The organism is uncultured Mediterranea sp. (genome assembly GCF_902493215.1).
Taxonomy (GTDB): Bacteria; Bacteroidota; Bacteroidia; order Bacteroidales; family Bacteroidaceae; genus Bacteroides.
In genome coordinates this window covers 118,808-137,186 of the sequence record NZ_CABUOL010000001.1, presented here as the reverse complement: position 1 = coordinate 137,186, position 18,379 = coordinate 118,808, and the positions used below count along the sequence as shown (strand labels likewise).

The following is an 18,379-nucleotide window of genomic DNA, read 5'->3' as shown; positions in this document are numbered from 1 at the left end:
TAAGTTTTAGGATTGGGTTAATGAATAAGGTTTGTCTTGGGTGGAGAGACCGCGGCGTTTGTTGGGCGAGGACGACATGCTGAACTCGAAGACACCGCCTTTCATCAGGTCTTCGTGGGTGATGTACATCTTGTCATAAACGGTACCGTTGATTTTCAGCGAACGTACGTAGCGCTTCTTGTCGCTCACTCCGGGTGCTTTGATTTCCAATGTCTTTCCGTTGGGCAACTTCAGCTTCAGGTAGGGCAGGTAGGGGGCTCCCAGTACGTATTGGTCGGTGCCGGGGCATACCGGGTAGAAGCCCATGACGGAGAATATATACCAGGCCGACATCTGCCCGCAGTCGTCGTTGCCTCCCAGTCCGTCGGTCGCATTGCGGTACATCTTGTTCAGGATTTCGCGCAGCCAGTACTGGGTCTTCCACGGTTGCGAGGTCCATGCGTAGAGGTAAGGGATGTGGTGGCTGGGTTCGTTACCATGCACATATCCGTCTACGAGGCATGCCTCCGTGATGTCCTCGTTCTGTTCGTAGAACTGCTTGGGCAGGTGCATCGTGAACAGCTTGTCCAGCTTGTCGATGAACACCTTTTCGCCGCCCATCAGCGGGATGAGGCCCGCCACGTCGTGGGGCACGTGGAAGGAGAAGTTCCAGGAATTGCCTTCGATGAAGCCTTCCCCGTGGGTCTGCAGCACATCGAAGTCGGGCTTGAACGAGCCGTCCTTCAGCCTGGGACGTGCAAAGCCGATGCTGGGGTCGAAGAGGTTGCGGTAGTTGAGGGCGCGTTCGCGATAGGTGCGGGCCACCTCCTGGTTGCCGGCTTTCAGAGCCGTCTGGTAGATGGTCCAGTCGTCGTAGGCATACTCCAGCGTCGTGGAGGCCGCGGTGGCACTTTGCTCGAGGGGCACGTAGCCCAGCTTCATGTAGGCTTCCAGCCCTTCGTAGTAAGGCACCGTCGAGGTGCTGACCATGGCAGCCAGGGCTTCGTCGGCAGGAGGATAGTTGCCCTTGGCAATGGCGTCTGCCAGTACGGACACGGCGTGGTAACCGCTCATGCACCAGTTCTCGTTCCCCATCAGGCTCCATACGGGGAGCATGCCGTGTACGCTCTGCTGCTCGTGCCGGATCATGGAGGTCACCATGTCGGCATTCCGGGCCGGCTGGATGAGGTTCAGCAGCGGGTGTTCCGCCCGATACGTGTCCCACAGGGAGAAGATGGTATAGTTGGTGAATCCTTGGGCCTGGTGGATGTTGTGGTCCAGACCGCGGTAGGAACCGTCTACATCCATGTAGACCGAAGGATTGATCATCGTGTGGTAGAGCGAGGTATAGAACATGGCTTTCTGGTCGGGCGTACCTTCTATCTCGAAGATGCCCAAGTGTCGGTTCCAGTCTTCTCCGGCTTCCGCGGCCAGCTGCCCGAAGCTCTTCTGTGCAGCTTCAGCCTGCAGGTTCTTGAGGGCTCCTGCCGTGCTGGTGGCCGAGAGGGCTACCTTGACCACCAGTTCCGACTGGCGGTCGGTGTCGAAGTTGAAGTAGGCCACCACCTTGCGGCCGCCCATTTCGGGGAAGTTCCTGTTTACGGCAAAGCGTCTCCAGAAACCGTTGTACAGCGTCTTCCCCTTTTCCTGGTAGCCATAGTCGCGGATGGGCTGCGAGAAGGAGATGGCAAAGTACGTGTAGTTGGTGCGTGCCCATCCGTTGGTGATGCGGTAGCCGGTCAGCAGGGTATCGTTCTCCACGCGGAGGTTGCTCCACAACACTTTGCCGTCGTAGTTGTAGATGCCGTGCACCAGGTCCAGAATCAGGTGGCCCTTTTCTCCTGCGGGAAACGTATATTTATGGATGCCGACCCGTTGCGTGGCGGTGAGCTGCGCCCGGATGCCGTAATCGTCCAGCATGACTTCGTAGTAGCCCGGCGCCGCTTTCTCGGTGGCGTGGCTGAAGCGCGAGCGGTAGCCCTCGTCGGGGTGGTCGGCCCGGCCGGGGTTCAGCTTCAGCGGGCCTGTGGCCGGCATCAGCAGCAGGTCGCCCAGGTCCGAGTGGCCTGTTCCGCTGAGGTGGGTATGGCTGAAACCCACGATGGTGGGGTCCTGGTAACGGTATCCGGCACAGTAGGCATACGTGCCTTTCTGATACACTCCGTCTACGTTGTGGGGGATGGTGTCTGTATCGGGACTGAGCTGTACCCAGCCGAAGGGAGTACAGGCTCCGGGAAAGACGTGCCCCATCCCGTTGGTCCCTATCAGGGGATTGACATAATCAGTCGGCTGCTGGGCCGCGGCGGGCAGGTTTGCGCCCAGAAGAGCGGCCAGTGCAAGGCCGGTTGTGATAAGACTCATGTTGTGACGTACCCGCTGGAGAACGTTGTTGATTGAGGCAGGCGTATTCCGCCTGTTGAAAAGTGATTGACTCATAATGCGGTATTAGTTAGAGGATATGGTTTGTCAGGCGGCAAAAATAGGATATTGATGGCAAAATGCCAAAACTTCAGGGAAAGTTTTTCGGCAATGCCATGAATATTAGCTATTTTGTCTTTGCAGGTAGAGGGACGGACTCATGCCGGTTTGTTTGTGGAACAGTTTGGAAAACTGTGACAGGTTGGGGATACCGATTTCTTCGGCTACCTCCTTGATGTTCATCTCGGACGACAGCATCAGGGTCTGTGCCCTTTCAATCCGTTTGAATTGCAGATATTGGTTGGGCGTCATGCCGTTCAGGTTTTTGAAGATGCGTGTGAAGTGGTCGGGCGTCATGCACATGATTTCCGAAAGTTCCGCGACGTGGATGTTCTTGTTCAGGTTGTTGTTGATGTAGTTGAATACCTTGATCATCCTTTTGTAGGGATTCTTGGCCTTTGTTACCGGCCTGGAGTTCTTCCCCAGGAACTTGGAGAACAGCTGGAGCAGTATGCCGTTGCTTTCCAGGTCGTTCTTGAATTCCAGATTGGCATTCTCGCGGTTGATGGAGAACAGCTCGGGCCTGTTGTCGTAGGCTTTCGGGTCGGGGTCGGCAATGTGACAGTCGGGGTTCAGCTCTAGGAAACGCTCCATCAGGCATTTGTCCAGTTCCGTGGCACGTATCTTATATTGGATATCGGCATATTCGAAGAGGTTTTTCCCTCCGATAAGCTGGTCGAGGAAACAGATGTAGTAATGGCTCATGTATTCTACACACTCGTAGGTATGGAACGTGAACTTGGGGATGATGAACATGTCACCTTCGCGGAGTTCGTATTTCTTCCGGTTCATGTAGACACTGGCAGAACCCTTGTCTATGAGGTACAGGCGGGTGAACGGACTGATGATGTTGCGGTAGCACCATTCCTTGCCGACTTCGCAATGGCCGGTATAAATCATGTGCAGTGAGAGCGTATTCTGGTAGTTGGCATATTTCATGGTAACCTTGCTTTTTTGATTGCTGGCTGTAAATTTAGGTATATATCCATGAATTATGTCGGATTTTGCAAAGTTTTGGAATATTTTTTATTCTTCTTACTCTTTTGGAAAGCCTACCTTTGCAAAAAACAAAAAAGTTAACTGTTTAATTGAAGTCTGACAATGAAACGCGTAGGAAGTATTATCGGAGTAAATCCGGAAAAATTGGAAGAGTACAAGAAACTCCATTCGGCTGTATGGCCGCAAGTGTTGGAAATGATCCGTTTGTGTAACATCCGCAACTATTCCATCTATTACAGGAATGGCATGCTTTACAGCTATTACGAGTATGTGGGAACCGATTATGAGGCCGATATGGCCCGTATGGCAGCCGATCCGGTGACGCAGGATTGGTGGAAGTTGTGTGGCCCGTGTCAGCAACCGCTGGCCGACAGGAAGCCGGGCGAGTGGTGGGCCGAAATGGAAGAAGTGTTCCATTGTGACTGAGTTTTTTTATTGTATCCTTTAACTGAATAACCGTAGTGTTTGCGATGAGAAATATATGGTTTGCCATTTTGCTGCTGGCAGTTGTATCGTCTTATGGTCAGGTACGGAAGAAACTGATCCTGCCTGAACCTTCCATGCAGCCAAGTAAGGTACAGATGGAACAGATAAACCGTAAGTACGGCATGTTCATCCATTTCGGTATCAACACGTTTCACGATGAAGAGTGGACGGATGGAAGCAAGCCGGCATCTTCGTATGCCCCTGCCACCATCGATGCCGAGCAATGGATACAGGCTGCCAAGGACGGAGGAATGAAGTATGTTATACTGGTGGTGAAACATCATGACGGGTTCTGTTTGTGGGACAGCAAATATACAGAATATGATGTGGCCAATTCGTCCAACACGACAAACGTGGTTGAAGAGGTGGCCAAGGCCTGCAAGAAACACGGCATTGCTTTGGGACTCTATTATTCCTTATGGGACCGGAAAGTCAATGCAGATGTGAAAGAACCGCAATCGGACGGTGCGTATAATGAATATATGCTGAAACAGCTGGACGAGCTGATTAATATTACAAAGAAATATGTACATATCGTGGAGTTCTGGTTTGATGGGGGCTGGGTAAAGGAGAATTACCGGTGGCCGATAATGGACATTTACCAGACCATCAAATCGAGAGAGCCTCACTGCCTTGTAGGAGTGAACTGGAGTATCGGTGCCAAGAACAATCCCGATGCCCATGCCATTACGCCTGACAAGCAACAGGCCGGTTTTCCGATCCGCTATTTCCCCAGTGATTTCCGTTTGGGAGATCCCTATCTGCCGACAGACAACGACCCGAAACTCTTCGCGCACGACGGGCACCTTTATTATATGCCGTGGGAGTCTACTGTTTGTATCAGCAGCCGGTGGTTCTACCATACAAAAGACCATACCTATAAAAGTGTGGACGAGCTGGCAAAGCTGTATCAGCAATGTACCAAAAACAATAACATCCTTATTTTGAACTGCCCTCCTGGCCGTGATGGCAAATTGAGACAAAAGGATGTTGAAATATTGAAGGAGCTGCGCAAGCGGGTGATGTGATTGCGCAGAACGTGAAACTGGAACAAACATAAATAGGAAAAATGCCATGAGAAAGTTTTATTGTTTGCTGTCGCTTTGCCTGTTGGGATTAACCCCGCTGGCGGCCCAGACTTCGCATGAAGATCTGATAGAGCGGATGGGCTTTTATTCTGCGGAGTCCTATAAGGCAGCTGTAGAAAATCTGGAACGGAAGTATGCCGGGCAATATAACCCGGGTAAGGAATGGAAAAAAGCGCTTGACGATTTGGAACAGAATAGGGCAGCTTATGCGGAAGCTTTGCGCCGGAACGATCGTAAGGCTGAAAAGAAAGTCCTTTCTTTGTTGAAAGAACTTGATGCGACGCTTCTGGCCAATCCGCTTTTGGAAGGCAAACGGGTCGTGGCCATCAAACGCGCTTTGGGCGATCGGGCCAGAAGGGCCATGGGGGCGCAGCTCGGAATCGCCCCCAGTAACTTTCAGAACAATTCGGAGATAGGTAATCCTGGAAAAGGATGGAACAACCAGTTTGTTCTTTTGAAATCCAATCGGGGAAAGATGGAGCAGAACGAATTGTATACGCCTGCTCCGGGCATGATAATCTCGGATCCCGAGCCCTATTTTGACGGAACCAAGCTGATGTATTCGTCGATTGGAAGTTTTAACCGGTGGCATCTGTTTGAGTTGGATATACAGACCGGTCAGACGAAGCAGCTGACCCCGGAGACTTACAAGGATTTCGATAGTTTTGACGGCTGTTATACTCCCGACGGCAATTATATCTTTTGTTCTACCGGAACATTTCTTGGTCTTCCCTGTACCAATGGCGGGAACAAGATGTGTGGCTTGTTTACCTACAATCCAAAAACCGGGCAGACACGGCAGTTGACTTATGACCAGGACAGCAACTGGGGACCGGTGATGATGGAAAACGGAACGGTGTTGTATCAGCGTTGGGAATATGCAGACCTGCCTCATTCCAATTCCAGAGTCATGTTTACAATGAATCCGGACGGAACGACGCAAACCGCTTTCTATGGTTCGAATTCTTATTTTCCGACCGCATTCTTCAATGCGCGTCCCATCCCCGGCAAGCCGTCTTGCATAGTGGGAGTCGCTACAGGGCATCACAGCGTTTCGCGCAGCGGGCGGCTCATGGTGATTGATACCCGTCTGGGGCGTCACGAGGCGGATGGGGTCGTTGCAGAAATACCTTTCGCCGGGCGCAAAGTGGAACCTTTGGTCAGAGACCGTTTTCCGGATGGCGTATGGCCGCAATTCCTGCAACCCTTTCCGCTGGATGAAAACTACTTTCTTGTATCGATGAAGAACAGCCCGCAAAGTCTGTGGGGTATCTATTTGGTAGACCGTTTCAACAACCGTACGCTTCTTGCATCGGAAGAAGGTTACTGTTATCTGGAACCGGTATTGCTGGAAGCAGGCAAGAAGCCGGCTGTCATACCCGATAGGGTTGATATGTCACAAACGACTTCGACCGTCTTTCTGCAAGACATTTATCATGGCGACGGCTTGAAGGGAATACCCCGTGGAACTGTGAAGAAACTGCGTGTAGGTTCTTTTGATTTCAGTCCCCTTCGTCAAGGCGGATTGCTGGGTACAATCGGAATGGACGGTCCGTGGGATGTAAAACGTATCTTGGGGGAAGTGGATGTGGAAGAAGACGGATCGGTTATGTTTACAATACCGGCCAATACTCCGATTTTCATACAGCCTCTCGATGCGGAAGGAAAAGCCTTGCAGGTGATGCGCAGCTGGTTCACCGGCATGCCGGGCGAAACGGTCTCCTGTATCGGGTGTCATGAGAACAAGAATACCATTCCGGTTCCCAAGATGACAACTGCTTCCAGAAAGCAGCCTCAGCACATCCGGGAGTGGTATGGAAAGGAACGTGGTTTCAGTTATCGTCATGAAGTTCAGCCGATATTGGACAAGTATTGTGTTTCTTGTCACAATCGCGAGAATGATTCCCGTGTTCCTTATTTGAAAGGAGACAAATGGATTACAGACTGGAGTTCCCAGATAAGCGGTAGAGCCAGCAGCAGTTACGGAGGGCATTTCACGCTGTCGTATGCCAACCTGCATCGGTATGTACGCAGACCCGGTATAGAGAGTGATATGCACATGCTGGTTCCGATGGATGTACACGCGGACCAGACGGAACTGATGCAAATTCTTCAGAAAGGGCATCATCATGTGAAACTGGATAAAGAAGCTGTGGAAAAACTGGCTTGCTGGATTGATTTCAATGCACCTTTCCACGGACGCCGTTCGGATATTCCTAATTATCCGGATACTAAGAGGAGCAAAGAACTGAGGGAGTTGTATCGTGAAATGTTCGGTGCTCCCAAAGTGGATACGGAGTGGTTGCCCGAACTGCCACAGAACATAACTCCTGTTGTGCCGGAACAAACGGCAATGGAGGTAGGTGATACCGTCTTGGCCGGCTGGCCGTTGTATAATCCGGCCACTTCGCAGAATGGAAGTTGGGGAAAGGCCTATCAAAAGCAGTTAAGTTTGGGGAATTTCCAGCAGACCATTGATTTGGGGAATGGAGTGAAGCTGGAATTGGTCAAAGTGCCGGCAGGAAGTTTCATTATGGGCAGTCAGGCCCAGCCGGACGAGATGCCGCAAACGGTTGTAAAGATTGACAAGCCATATTGGATTGGCCGCTTTGAAGTGACAAACCGCCAGTTCAGGCAATTTAATCCGACGCACGACAGCCGTGACGAGCATAGACACGGTTACCAGTTTGGCCGTAAGGGATATTCGATGAATGGTGAGGACCAACCTGTCGTGCGCATCTCCTGGCAGGAAGCGATGGAATTCTGTAAGTGGCTTTCTGAAAAAACGGGTATGAAGTTTACGTTGCCTACCGAAGCCCAATGGGAGTGGGCTTGCCGGGCTGGTAGCGGTACTCCTTACTGGTTTGGAACGTTCGGGGCCGATTTCTCACCGTATGCCAATCTGGGTGATGTACGTTTGAAGGAGTTTGCTGCCTGTACCGCTTTCAAGAACTATGAGAGTGTACGTGTTATTCCTCAGCCGAACAAATATGACGATTGGATTCCCCGTGATACACTTTATAATGACGGAGGTTTCATTTCGGAATCGGTAGGACGATATCAGCGCAATGCTTGGGACCTGTTTGATATGCATGGCAATGTCTGGGAATGGACACGGTCTTCTTACGTGCCTTATCCTTACTCGGATACTGACGGACGCAATGATGTGAATGTGGCCAAAGACAAGCGTGTTGTGCGTGGAGGGTCGTGGTACGACCGTCCTTATCGGGCAACGTCTTCTTTCCGTTTGCCTTATCGGGAATATCAGAAAGTCTATAATGTGGGTTTCAGAGTGGTGATGGAGGAATGATGATGATGAGAGATGTGGCCTTATTCTGTTTGCTGGCAATGGTTCATGTTTTCTGCCAGGCTGGTGAGAAAATGTTGATTGCCGGTTGCGGCTGGAACAAGATTGCGGTTTTGGACAAACAAACCAAGAAGCTGGAATGGGAGCACGCTTTGTCTCCCAAGGAAGACTGTAATGACATTGAACAGACCAAAGAAGGCCATATCTTGTATGCGTATCGGGGTGGAGCCCGTCTGATTAATTGGAATCATGAGGTACTTTGGGACTATAAGGTACAAGAGGGTGAGGAAGTCTATACGGCAACCCAATTGGCGGACGGGAAATATCTGGTGGCGGTTTGTGGCAATCCCTCCCGTATTGTGGAGCTGAATGATGCGGGTGCGGTTGTTGAAGAGTTCTCGTTTGAAACCGGCATTAAGAATGTACATGGGCAATTCCGGCAGATACGAAAGCTGGCAAACGGCCATTATCTGATTCCTTTGATGGGAAAGGGGGAAGTGGTGGAAATGGATACCAGAGGAAACTTCTTGAAGCAGGTAAAATGTGGAGGTACTCCATTTTCTGTCAGTCCTCTTGCCGCAGATAGATGGCTTGTCTCTTGTGGAGACGGGCACAATCTGGTGGAAATCGACTGGAATGCAGAGAAGGTTATCCGTGTGATCGATGGTACGTTGCTGAAAGGCTGTACGCTGTTTTTTGTGGCTGAGGCCGTAAGTACGAAAGGGGGGAATATCTTGTTCTGTAACTGGAATGGGCATACGAAAGACAAGTCGCAACCCTTGTTGGTCGAGATGGATAATCGAGGAAACATTGTCTGGAGTTATTCTGTAACCTCTGATGTGGCGAATGTATCGTCAGTTTTTTATTTTGAGAAATAAACAATAAATGATAGAGTATTATGAACGAATTATTGACTAAACTGCAAGCATGTGTGGAGATGGGGAAAATCAATCAGGCATCGCCCTATCCTCCTACAATGAAAGGGATGCCGGGTGCTTTTGAATTGGCGAAAGAAGCCCTTGAGGCAGGCGTGGCACCACAAACCATTTTGGATGAATCATTGATTCCGGCGATGGCCAAAGTGGGAGAGAAATTTACGGAGGGTAAGATTTTTGTACCGCAGATGCTGTTGTCTGCCAAGGCTATGAATGAAGCCATGAAACATCTGAAGGCTTTTTTCCTTTGTGGAGATATCCAGCGTAAGGGAGTGTTCATTGTAGGTACAGTGGCAGGCGACTTGCATGATATCGGCAAGAATCTGGTAGCCATGATGGTAGAAGGAGCCGGTTGGGAAGTCATTGATTTGGGTACGGATGTTCCTGCAGAGAAATATATTTCGGCTTTGGATGCCCATCCCGGTGCTGTGTGTGGCATGTCGGCACTGCTTACGACGACCATGAGCAACATGAAACCGATGATTGCTTCCATCCGCGCCAAACATCCTGAGGCGAAGGTTGTAGTGGGCGGTGCTCCGCTCAACGCTCAGTTTGCCGCCGAGATTGGTGCTGATGCCTATGCCCGTGATCCGCAGGATAACATTAATTGGTTGAACTCTTTAGTGTCGTAAAAATGAACAAGTGGGTTGAAAAGATTGTAAACGAGAAAGAACGGCAGGCACTGCTGATTATGACTCACCCGGGCATTGAAGCCACGGGGCATACGACTCGCGAGGCCGTTACGGATGGTGAGGTCCATTACGAGGCCATTAAGAATGTGATGGATACGTATGGCACATCTGCCTGTACGGTTATTATGGACCTGACGGTAGAGGCCGAGGCCTTCGGTGCGGAAGTTCTGATGCCCGAACATGAAATTCCCAATGTGACCGGACGTCTGGTTTCCGACTTGGACAGTGTGCAACGGCTTGAAATACCGTCGCTCGATGCCGCCCGCGTACCGGAATACCTGAAAGCCAACCGGCTGGCCGTTCAACATACGGGTAAGCCGGTCTTTTCGGGATGTATCGGTCCGTTCTCATTGGCTGGGCGTTTGTATGACATGTCGGAAATAATGATAGGCATTTATATTGATACCGAAGCCGTTTGTCTGTTGCTGGAAAAATGTACCCGTTTTATTATTGATTATTGTAAGGCCTTTAAGGCGTTGGGAGCTACCGGTGTCATCATTGCCGAGCCGGCAGCCGGCCTGCTTTCGAACGATGATTGTCTGGAATATTCCACGAAGTATGTTCGTCAGATTGTGGAAGCAGTTCAGGATGACGATTTTGTAGTGATACTTCACAATTGTGGCAATACGGGGCAATGTACGGATGCTATGGTGAAAACAGGTGCTGCCGCATTACATTTCGGTAATGCCATTGATATGAAACAGGCATTGGACGAATGTCCCGATTCTATTCTGGTGATGGGGAACCTGAATCCGGTCGGCTTGTTCAAGCAAGCTTCGCCGGATCAGGTTTATCAGGAAACGTATGCCTTGCTCAAAGCAACCTCCGCTTGTCGGAATTTCGTCATTTCGTCGGGTTGCGACATGCCTCCCGGAGTACCGGTGAAGAATATAGAGGCATTCTTCAGAGCCTTGGCCGATTATAATCAGGAAATGTGCCATGTTTAGGGAATATAAATTTCGTTTTGCCGATGTCCGTCCGGACGATAAGATGCTCGCGGCGGCACTCCAGATAACAGACGAAGGTGCTTATCAGGATTTGCTTCTGGTTATCGAGGCTGTATTTGCCCGTCTGCAGGACAATCCTGGTATCATTGGCGGCTATACCATCCGGCCTTGTAGTGGAGTGGATGTAAAGGCCGGTGTGATACATTGTGACCGAACCGAGCTGCAAGCGGGAAAGAGAATAGCATCCTATATGAAAGATGCTTCCTCGTTGGCCGTCTTTGTCTGTACGGCCGGAGCACTTTTTACAGACTTGGCAAACGCATATCTGAAACAGGGAGATCTGCCGGAAGCTTTTATTGTTGATGCAATAGGGTCGGTAACGGTCGAAAATGCGATGGACCGTATCCAGCAAGCGTTGGAAACGGAAATGAATCTTCAGCAGCTGAGAATCAGCAACCGTTATAGTCCGGGGTATTGCGAATGGCATGTAAGCGGGCAGCAGTCCTTATTTTCTTTATTGGACGATAACCGCACGGGAGTGACGTTGACAGAATCTTGTTTGATGCAACCGATTAAGTCGGTCAGTGGGGTAATAGGTATTGGTACAAATATACAGAAGCGTCCATATGGATGCAGTATCTGTCACAGCTCCACGTGTGTGTATCGTCGGATTAAACGTAACTGATAAAAAATAGCCTATGAGTATAGATTTATTGTATGGAATAGCCATTATTGCAGTCGGAGCATTTGCTTCGGGAAGTTTTTCCATGCCGTTCGAGAAGGTGAAGGGATGGAAATGGGAGAACCATTGGTTGGTATACAGTTTGTTTGCTTACGTAGTGGTCCCCCTCTTGTCTTGTCTGCTTTTCTGTCCCGATTTCCTGTCGGTACTTTCTACATGTCCGCCGGGATTGCTGGGACGGATTTTTCTGCTGGGAGTCCTGTACGGAATTTGTAACCTGACATTCGGCCTTTCGTTGAAATACCTGGGAGTATCCTTGGGGTTCATTATTTCGTTGGGACTGATGATGGTTTTGGGTACGGTAATACCGCCGATGCTTGACGGACGGATTGAGGGAATGTTCAGCGGATCGGGTGGCCCGATGTTGGTCTTGGGACTTTCGATTGGGGTAGTCGGCGTATTGGTAAGCGCTTATTCCGGTTATAAGAAAGACAGCCAGGGAAGTGACGGTCAGGAGACGACACTCGACTTCAAGAAAGGTATTCTGCTGGCCTTGTTTGTCGGACTGACGGGAGCTTCGCAGGCTTTGGGAATTGAGCAAGGTAATGATATTTCCCGTGTTTTTGCAGACAGGGGAGTGAATGAGTTGTTCGTTATGCTTCCCACGGTAACCGTTTTGTTTGCCGGTTCTTTTCTGATTACCTTGATTTGGTGTCTTTGGGTCGGTTATAAAAACGGCAGTCTGAACTTGTTTGCCGGAACAAGTGAAGGAAAGTTGACATCCAACTATCTTCTTTGTGCCCTTTCCGGCTTTCTCTGGTTCCTCAATATGATTACTTACGGAATGGGGAAAAGTTTCATGGGAGCGTATTCTTTCACGGCATGGGGCATCCTGATGTCTCTGACCATTGTTTTCGCAACGATTTGGGGATTGTATCGGGGGGAATGGAAACGGGTGACGTCTCGGGTACGTGCTTGGATGTATGTAGGCCTGGCCATTCTGGTTATTTCTTCCTTTATTATCGGAATCAGCAGTAATTGAGTTTTTAATATAGTATAAAAGTAAAGATATGACTTCAAGAGAACGTGTTTTAGCAGCAATCGCCCATAAGGAACCCGATCGGGTGCCTGTAGATATGGGTTCAACCCCGAGTTCGGGTATATCGGCCATCGCTTATTCCAATCTGCTCAAGGCTATCGGCCGCGATGATTTGCCGGTATGGATTTACGATGTGGTTCAACAGTTGGCCCAGCCGGATATGGCGGTACTCGACCAGTTTGGTGTAGATGTCATCGATATTGGCCGGGCTTTCAATACCCGTCCGGAAGACTGGTACGAAACAGAGCTGGCCAATGGTGACAAGGCTTTCTATCCAAATAGTTTCCATCCGGTAAAGCAGGCCGATGGTTCCTATTCGTGTTATGACGATGACGGTGTACGCATGTTGGCGCGGATGCCCAAAGGTGCAACCTTCTTCGACCAAACCTATTTCCCTTATGTAGACGGTTTCCCGTCGGATTATTCCTCATTGGACAACGAGATGGGGAAAGTATTATGGTCACGTTATGTGCACAGTCCCTGGGACCATGCTTCCGATCCCGGCTTTTGGGATGAATTGCGTAAGCGTACCCTCCGGTTGCGTGAAACGACCGATAAGGCTTTGATGATAGTCTGTGGTTGCAATCTTTTCGAGTGGGGTACTTTCCTGCGTCGTATGGACAACTTCCTGATGGATCTACTCTGCGACCCGGATGAAGTGGCCCGTATGCTGGATCAGGTTTTGGAACGTCATCTGGCTACACTGGAGAAGGTTTGCGCTTCGGTGGGCGACATTGTGGACATCATCCGTTTTGGCGACGATTTAGGCATGACGAACGGTCCGTTTATGGATGTGGATACCTACAAGGCTTTGTTCAAGCCCCGTCATAAACAGTTGTGTGATTATGTCAAGTCGCACAGTAACATGCACACCTTTATCCATTCCTGTGGTTCTATATCCAGTCTGATGCCCGACCTGATAGAGGCTGGTATTGAGATATTCAACCCGGTGCAGACCAATGCGGTGAACATGGAGCCGGAGTTCCTGAAACGTGAGTTCGGTAAGGACTGCACCTTCTGGGGAGGAGGTGTCGAAACAGTCGGTACACTGAATAATGGTACTCCGGAAGATGTACGCAGACAAGTATTGGAGCGTCTGGAAATCATGTCAAAGGGAGGTGGCTTTGTCTTTAATACAGTACACAATATTCTGCCCGACGTGCCCCCTCAGAACATCATTGCCATGTTCGATGCGGTGAAAGAGTTTAACAAATAGAGTCCAATAATATGTGATTATATATAAAAATGAACAGATGGTTCGTTTTACTCCTGATATGGATTGGTTTCACAGGAATCGTCTCTGCACAGAATGATGATGTCCGTATTCTTACTCCTTCGGACAAACCGTCCAAAGAACAGGTTGCTTTGATGAAGCGTCAGTATGGTATGTTTATTCATTTTGGCGTGAATACATTTACCAATCATGAATGGTCCGATGGTAAGATTCCTGTGGAAAAATACAATCCTACTCAGTTGGATTGTGATCAATGGGTACGGGTAGCCAAAGAAGCCGGTTTCCGTTATGTGCTGCTCATTACCAAGCACCATGACGGTTTCTGCTTGTGGGACAGTAAGTATACGGATTACGATGTGGCCTCCTCTCCCGTAAAGACCGATGTAGTGGCCGAAGTTTCCAAAGCTTGTAAGAAATATGGATTGGATTTTGCTATTTATTACTCGTTGTGGGACAGGCATGAACCTCTGTATAAAAGCAAGAATTTCGGTGACTACATCGACTATATGGAGAAACAGTTGACAGAGTTGTTGACACAATACGGACCGGTTCATGAGGTTTGGTTCGACGGTGGATGGGACAAGAAGCCCGAGGAATGGCAACTCCCCAGAATTTATGCCCATATCAAGCGTTTGCAACCCCAATGTGCCGTTGGAGTGAACCACACCATTGTGCTGAAAGAAGGCGAGCGTAAATTTGCCTTGCCCGATTCAATGACGGTCGACAACAAATATTACTTCCAGTATTTCCCCAGCGATTTCCGTTTGTGGGATCCCAAGATTGCCCATAAATTGGACAAGAAACAATACATCCATGAAGGGGAATCGTATTATCTGCCCTTTGAACATACGATTTGTTTGAGTAAGGCATGGAACTGGTTTCAGAAAGACCGCTATACGCCTGTAAGAGATCTGGACGAGTTGGAAGAACTGTTTTACTGGTGTACAGACAATCAGAATACGCTGGTGGTGAATGTTCCGCCTGACAATACGGGGCGGATTCGTGAACATGAAGCCAATGCCATTATCGAACTGAACAGGCGTTTGGGTGGTCTGAAGAAAGGGAAACCGTTGCCTCGTAATGGTGAATTCGTATCGTTGGGAAGCTCGGCTTCTGCAAGTTCGGTATGGAAAGATGAGGCTGATAAATATGGTGCCCGTTTGGCTACCGACGGCGGTATGCAGACCTATTGGGCTGCTGCCAGTACGGATACGCTGGCCGTACTGACCATTCCTTTGGATGAGAAGAAACCGTTCAATAAATTGTCCATTTTTGAATATTGTGACATGAAAACGGCCAGTGACGGTTTCTCCAATATCCGTACGAACCGCATTCAGGAGTATGCCATAGACATTTGGAAAGATGGCCAATGGAAAACCGTTTATTATGCGGACGAACCGATGGGTGACTGTAAAGTGATCCGTTTTCCGCATCTGTATTCCACTTCCCAATTACGTCTGAGAGTTGTGAAAGCAATCGCTCCGCCAGCCATCTATGAATTGAATGTGATTCGGATGGAGTGAGTATTGGATGGTAAAGTATTTCTTTTTTATGAACGTATCTGGATTAAAAGTTAGTATGAAAAGTAGAATCGTGTTGTTTATATTGTGTCTGTTGGGATTGGTAGTTCCCGCAATACAGGCTCAGCGTCCTGCGGATAAGATGGAATGGTTCAAGGATGCCAAGCTGGGTATGTTCATTCATTGGAGTGTGTTTTCCAAGATAGCAGGTGAATGGAAAGGTGAACAGAAGTACAATGAATTTGTGATGCTTCAGGCCAAGATTCCGATACGGGAGTTCGAGCCGGTGGCCGCCAGTTTCAATCCGGTGGATTTTGATGCCGAAGCCTGGGTCCTGGCTGCCAAGCGGGCCGGCATGAAGTATATTGTCTATACCTCCAAGCACCACGAAGGTTTTGCGATGTACCATTCCAAATGCAGTCCGTACAACATCTATGACTTTACGCCGTTCAAGCGCGACCCGCTGGCCGAACTGGCTGCTGCCTGCCGGAAGCATGGTGTCAAGTTGGGTATCTATTATTCGTTGGGGCGCGACTGGCACGATCCGGATGTCCCTACCAATTGGCCTACCAAGGGTGGAAGAAGCAATACTTGGGATTTTCCGGATGAGGATGCCAAAGACATAAACCGCTACATGGAACGGAAGGCGAAACCACAAATTAAAGAATTGCTGGAGCAATACAATCCCGACCTGATCTGGTTTGATACGCCGGATATGACACCGAAAGCGCAGAGTATTGCCATCCGCAAGATGATACTGGACCATAATCCGAACATCATCATCAATGACCGTATCGGTAACGGTCAGGGAGACTACAGGACGGTGGAACAGAAAAAGGCCGGCGCCATCAACCGTAATCCATGGGAGGCTTGTATTACGATGTCCCGCAATTGGGGATATATGAAGAGTGACAATGACTTCAAGTCGTCCGAGAAGCTGATAGGGCTTCTGATTGATACGGCCAGCAAGGGAGGTAACCTGCTGTTGAATGTGGGGCCTACTCCGGAAGGCGTCATTCAGGAACGTAATCTGGAACGGATGGAGTGTATCGGCCGGTGGCTGAAAACGAACGGGGAAGCCATTTACGGTTCTGAACCCTGGAAGGTCTACGGTGAAGAGGCCCAACAGGCGGAGGGGGCCGAAGTGGTGCGCGAGAAGGGTTTTGAGGATGCCGTCTATGATGCGACGGGAGCTGTGGCGCAAGACATCCGCTTCACCGTCAACAACGGTTATCTGTATGTCTTTGCCCGAGACTGGCGTACGCCTGAAATCCGGGTACAGAGTCTGGCCGGTAGTGCCGTAAAGATTGAGTCGGTCAAGTTGCTGGGATGCCGGAAGAAGGTGGAATGGAAACAGACGGACGAGGGACTGTCAGTCCGTATTCCGGACAAGGCTAAGAACGATTTGAATATTTATACCTTGAAGGTGAAGTTGGAGGAGCCTTGAAACCGGCTGTAGGTTTTATCAAATAAGGGCGGTTACAATCTGATGATTTAATCGTCCTTATTTTTTATGAATAGAAGTTAGTTGGGCGGATTCGATTGTGATAGGATCGTATTTATCGGATTTTGCAAAGCCGATGTCGGTTTTTGTCATTCTCTTTTTCGTTTGTTTCTTTTATTTTTGCAAGAATTGCTTCGATTGGTACGTAATTATAGGATTGGTATGAAACATCGTGTTATTTGGAATTTCCTGTTTGCGGGGATGCTGGCTTGTGCGTGCCGGCAGCCGGACAAAGGGCCTCATGCATACAGGTATGAGGCGCAACCGGTAGATGTCAAGGTCTGTCAGACGGACAGTGTATGTAGGGTGGAAGGTTTTTCATCCTTTCAGATGCCCGGTCATTTCACTTGGGGAGCTTCAGTGCTTCGGGGAGACGACGGAAAATATTATATGGTCTACTCGGCTTCCGAAGCCGGTACGTACCGTTTTACGGATGCATGGGTATTCGGTTCGAAGATGGGGCTGGCCGTATCCGATTCACCCGATGGCGGTTTTCGGCATTTGGGCTTCTTTATGAATGCAGACGGCTTTGCTGACGACCGTTCGTGCTGGGATGCACAGACGGTATGCAATCCGCATTTACGCAAATTCGGCGACCGGTATTATTTGTATTATGCTGCGTCGGTTGTCGGCGGAACTGACGATTGCGGACTTTCCCGAAGGGCTCGTATCCAGCAGAACCAGAAAATTGGCGTGATTTCGTTCCGTTCTTTCCCTGATTTGCTGAAAGGCGAATTTATTCATTCGGACACGCCTTTGCTCAGTCCCCGTACCCGGGTGAAACCGGACGGCGTTCTCGAACCATCCCCCGCAGGGACAGTTCCCAAACCTGATAACCTGATTGTCGTAAATCCCTCGGTTGTCTATCGGCCGTCCGACGGGAAATATCTGCTTTATTTCAAGGGTAATATCTATGATCCGGGATGGAGAGGCGTACATGGAGTAGCGATTGGCGATGCTCCCGACGGCCCGTTTACGGCTTTGGATGAACCGGTATTCCAGCTGGAAAAGGCCGGGGAAAAGTTGTCGGCAGAAGATCCTTACGTGTGGTATCATCAGGGCGACAAATGTTTTTATGCGGTATTCAAGGATTTTGGCGGACAGTTTACGCAAGGAGAGCCCGGCCTGGCTGTAATGGCTTCGGAAGATGGTATCCACTGGACATTACCGGAACATTCGTTGTTCATGAAGAAACAATTGCGTCTGCAGGGCGGAGAAGTGCTGTCTGTGGATCGTCTGGAGAGACCTCAGCTGTTGCTGGACGAAGAGGGGAATCCCGAAGTGCTGTATGCTGCCTGCTCGGTGCACGACCTGAATCCTCGGAAAACCGGCGATTCGTTCAATGTTCAGATTCGCATTCGGGCTGAAAGACAGGAAAGTAAAACGGATAAATAAGAAAATGAATAATATCATGGAAAAACAGCGTTTG

At 49.5% G+C, this 18,379-nt stretch carries 14 protein-coding genes; 12 read left to right on the top strand and 2 right to left on the bottom strand.

Annotated elements, in window-relative coordinates; genetic code table 11:
• Positions 1–6: 6 nt before the first annotated feature.
• Entirely contained in the window at positions 7–2,340 is a 2,334-nt protein-coding gene (locus tag RDO88_RS00525) for a GH92 family glycosyl hydrolase (protein ID WP_307757626.1), read from the bottom strand.
• 180 nt (positions 2,341–2,520) lie between these two features.
• The gene (locus tag RDO88_RS00520) at positions 2,521–3,396 is read right to left on the bottom strand and encodes a helix-turn-helix domain-containing protein (RefSeq protein WP_307757488.1); all 876 of its coding nucleotides are present in this window, start codon (positions 3,394–3,396) and stop codon (positions 2,521–2,523) included.
• A gap of 162 nt (positions 3,397–3,558) precedes the next feature.
• Here RDO88_RS00520 and RDO88_RS00515 point away from each other — a divergent pair, with 162 nt between their 5' ends.
• The 12 genes from RDO88_RS00515 to RDO88_RS00460 all read left to right on the top strand — a co-directional run bounded on the left by RDO88_RS00515 (position 3,559) and on the right by RDO88_RS00460 (position 18,345).
• Complete coding sequence (locus tag RDO88_RS00515) at positions 3,559–3,882, top strand: L-rhamnose mutarotase (protein ID WP_307757487.1); 324 nt, start codon at positions 3,559–3,561, stop codon at positions 3,880–3,882.
• Positions 3,883–3,926: 44 nt separating this feature from the next.
• The gene (locus tag RDO88_RS00510; RefSeq protein WP_307757486.1) at positions 3,927–4,970 is read left to right on the top strand and encodes an alpha-L-fucosidase; all 1,044 of its coding nucleotides are present in this window, start codon (positions 3,927–3,929) and stop codon (positions 4,968–4,970) included.
• A 46-nt stretch (positions 4,971–5,016) separates the two neighbouring features.
• Positions 5,017–8,340: an SUMF1/EgtB/PvdO family nonheme iron enzyme gene (locus RDO88_RS00505; protein WP_307757485.1), complete on the top strand. Its 3,324-nt coding sequence runs from the start codon at positions 5,017–5,019 to the stop codon at positions 8,338–8,340.
• Positions 8,337–9,215 (top strand): hypothetical protein, encoded by an 879-nt coding sequence (locus tag RDO88_RS00500; RefSeq protein WP_307757484.1) that lies wholly within the window; start codon positions 8,337–8,339, stop codon positions 9,213–9,215. The genes RDO88_RS00505 and RDO88_RS00500 overlap by 4 nt, the downstream gene beginning before the upstream one ends.
• A gap of 20 nt (positions 9,216–9,235) precedes the next feature.
• Complete coding sequence (locus RDO88_RS00495; RefSeq protein WP_307757483.1) at positions 9,236–9,904, top strand: cobalamin-dependent protein; 669 nt, start codon at positions 9,236–9,238, stop codon at positions 9,902–9,904.
• Positions 9,905–9,906: 2 nt separating this feature from the next.
• Positions 9,907–10,911, top strand: a complete 1,005-nt coding sequence (locus RDO88_RS00490) for a uroporphyrinogen decarboxylase family protein (protein WP_307757482.1) — start codon at positions 9,907–9,909, stop codon at positions 10,909–10,911.
• Positions 10,904–11,596, top strand: a complete 693-nt coding sequence (locus RDO88_RS00485; protein ID WP_307757481.1) for a vitamin B12 dependent-methionine synthase activation domain-containing protein — start codon at positions 10,904–10,906, stop codon at positions 11,594–11,596. The genes RDO88_RS00490 and RDO88_RS00485 overlap by 8 nt, the downstream gene beginning before the upstream one ends.
• A 13-nt stretch (positions 11,597–11,609) precedes the next feature.
• Complete coding sequence (locus RDO88_RS00480) at positions 11,610–12,635, top strand: L-rhamnose/proton symporter RhaT (RefSeq protein WP_307757480.1); 1,026 nt, start codon at positions 11,610–11,612, stop codon at positions 12,633–12,635.
• Between the two features lie 28 nt (positions 12,636–12,663).
• The gene (locus RDO88_RS00475; protein WP_307757479.1) at positions 12,664–13,908 is read left to right on the top strand and encodes a uroporphyrinogen decarboxylase family protein; all 1,245 of its coding nucleotides are present in this window, start codon (positions 12,664–12,666) and stop codon (positions 13,906–13,908) included.
• Positions 13,909–13,937: 29 nt separating this feature from the next.
• Positions 13,938–15,449: an alpha-L-fucosidase gene (locus RDO88_RS00470; protein ID WP_307757478.1), complete on the top strand. Its 1,512-nt coding sequence runs from the start codon at positions 13,938–13,940 to the stop codon at positions 15,447–15,449.
• Positions 15,450–15,504: 55 nt separating this feature from the next.
• Complete coding sequence (locus tag RDO88_RS00465; protein WP_307757477.1) at positions 15,505–16,893, top strand: alpha-L-fucosidase; 1,389 nt, start codon at positions 15,505–15,507, stop codon at positions 16,891–16,893.
• Positions 16,894–17,112: 219 nt separating this feature from the next.
• Positions 17,113–18,345 (top strand): glycoside hydrolase family protein, encoded by a 1,233-nt coding sequence (locus RDO88_RS00460; protein ID WP_307757476.1) that lies wholly within the window; start codon positions 17,113–17,115, stop codon positions 18,343–18,345.
• Positions 18,346–18,379 lie beyond the last annotated feature (34 nt).

Excerpts from the sequence above, each read along its gene's own strand:
- RDO88_RS00520 (WP_307757488.1), bottom strand. The coding sequence starts at position 3,396 with ATGAAATATGCCAACTACCAGAATACGCTCTCACTGCACATGATTTAT.
- RDO88_RS00470 (WP_307757478.1), top strand. The coding sequence starts at position 13,938 with ATGAACAGATGGTTCGTTTTACTCCTGATATGGATTGGTTTCACAGGA.
- RDO88_RS00475 (WP_307757479.1), top strand. The coding sequence starts at position 12,664 with ATGACTTCAAGAGAACGTGTTTTAGCAGCAATCGCCCATAAGGAACCC.
- RDO88_RS00460 (WP_307757476.1), top strand. The coding sequence starts at position 17,113 with ATGAAACATCGTGTTATTTGGAATTTCCTGTTTGCGGGGATGCTGGCT.
- RDO88_RS00465 (WP_307757477.1), top strand. The coding sequence starts at position 15,505 with ATGAAAAGTAGAATCGTGTTGTTTATATTGTGTCTGTTGGGATTGGTA.
- RDO88_RS00510 (WP_307757486.1), top strand. The coding sequence starts at position 3,927 with ATGAGAAATATATGGTTTGCCATTTTGCTGCTGGCAGTTGTATCGTCT.
- RDO88_RS00480 (WP_307757480.1), top strand. The coding sequence starts at position 11,610 with ATGAGTATAGATTTATTGTATGGAATAGCCATTATTGCAGTCGGAGCA.
- RDO88_RS00525 (WP_307757626.1), bottom strand. The coding sequence starts at position 2,340 with ATGAGTCTTATCACAACCGGCCTTGCACTGGCCGCTCTTCTGGGCGCA.
- RDO88_RS00500 (WP_307757484.1), top strand. The coding sequence starts at position 8,337 with ATGATGATGATGAGAGATGTGGCCTTATTCTGTTTGCTGGCAATGGTT.
- RDO88_RS00515 (WP_307757487.1), top strand. The coding sequence starts at position 3,559 with ATGAAACGCGTAGGAAGTATTATCGGAGTAAATCCGGAAAAATTGGAA.
- RDO88_RS00485 (WP_307757481.1), top strand. The coding sequence starts at position 10,904 with ATGTTTAGGGAATATAAATTTCGTTTTGCCGATGTCCGTCCGGACGAT.
- RDO88_RS00495 (WP_307757483.1), top strand. The coding sequence starts at position 9,236 with ATGAACGAATTATTGACTAAACTGCAAGCATGTGTGGAGATGGGGAAA.
- RDO88_RS00490 (WP_307757482.1), top strand. The coding sequence starts at position 9,907 with ATGAACAAGTGGGTTGAAAAGATTGTAAACGAGAAAGAACGGCAGGCA.
- RDO88_RS00505 (WP_307757485.1), top strand. The coding sequence starts at position 5,017 with ATGAGAAAGTTTTATTGTTTGCTGTCGCTTTGCCTGTTGGGATTAACC.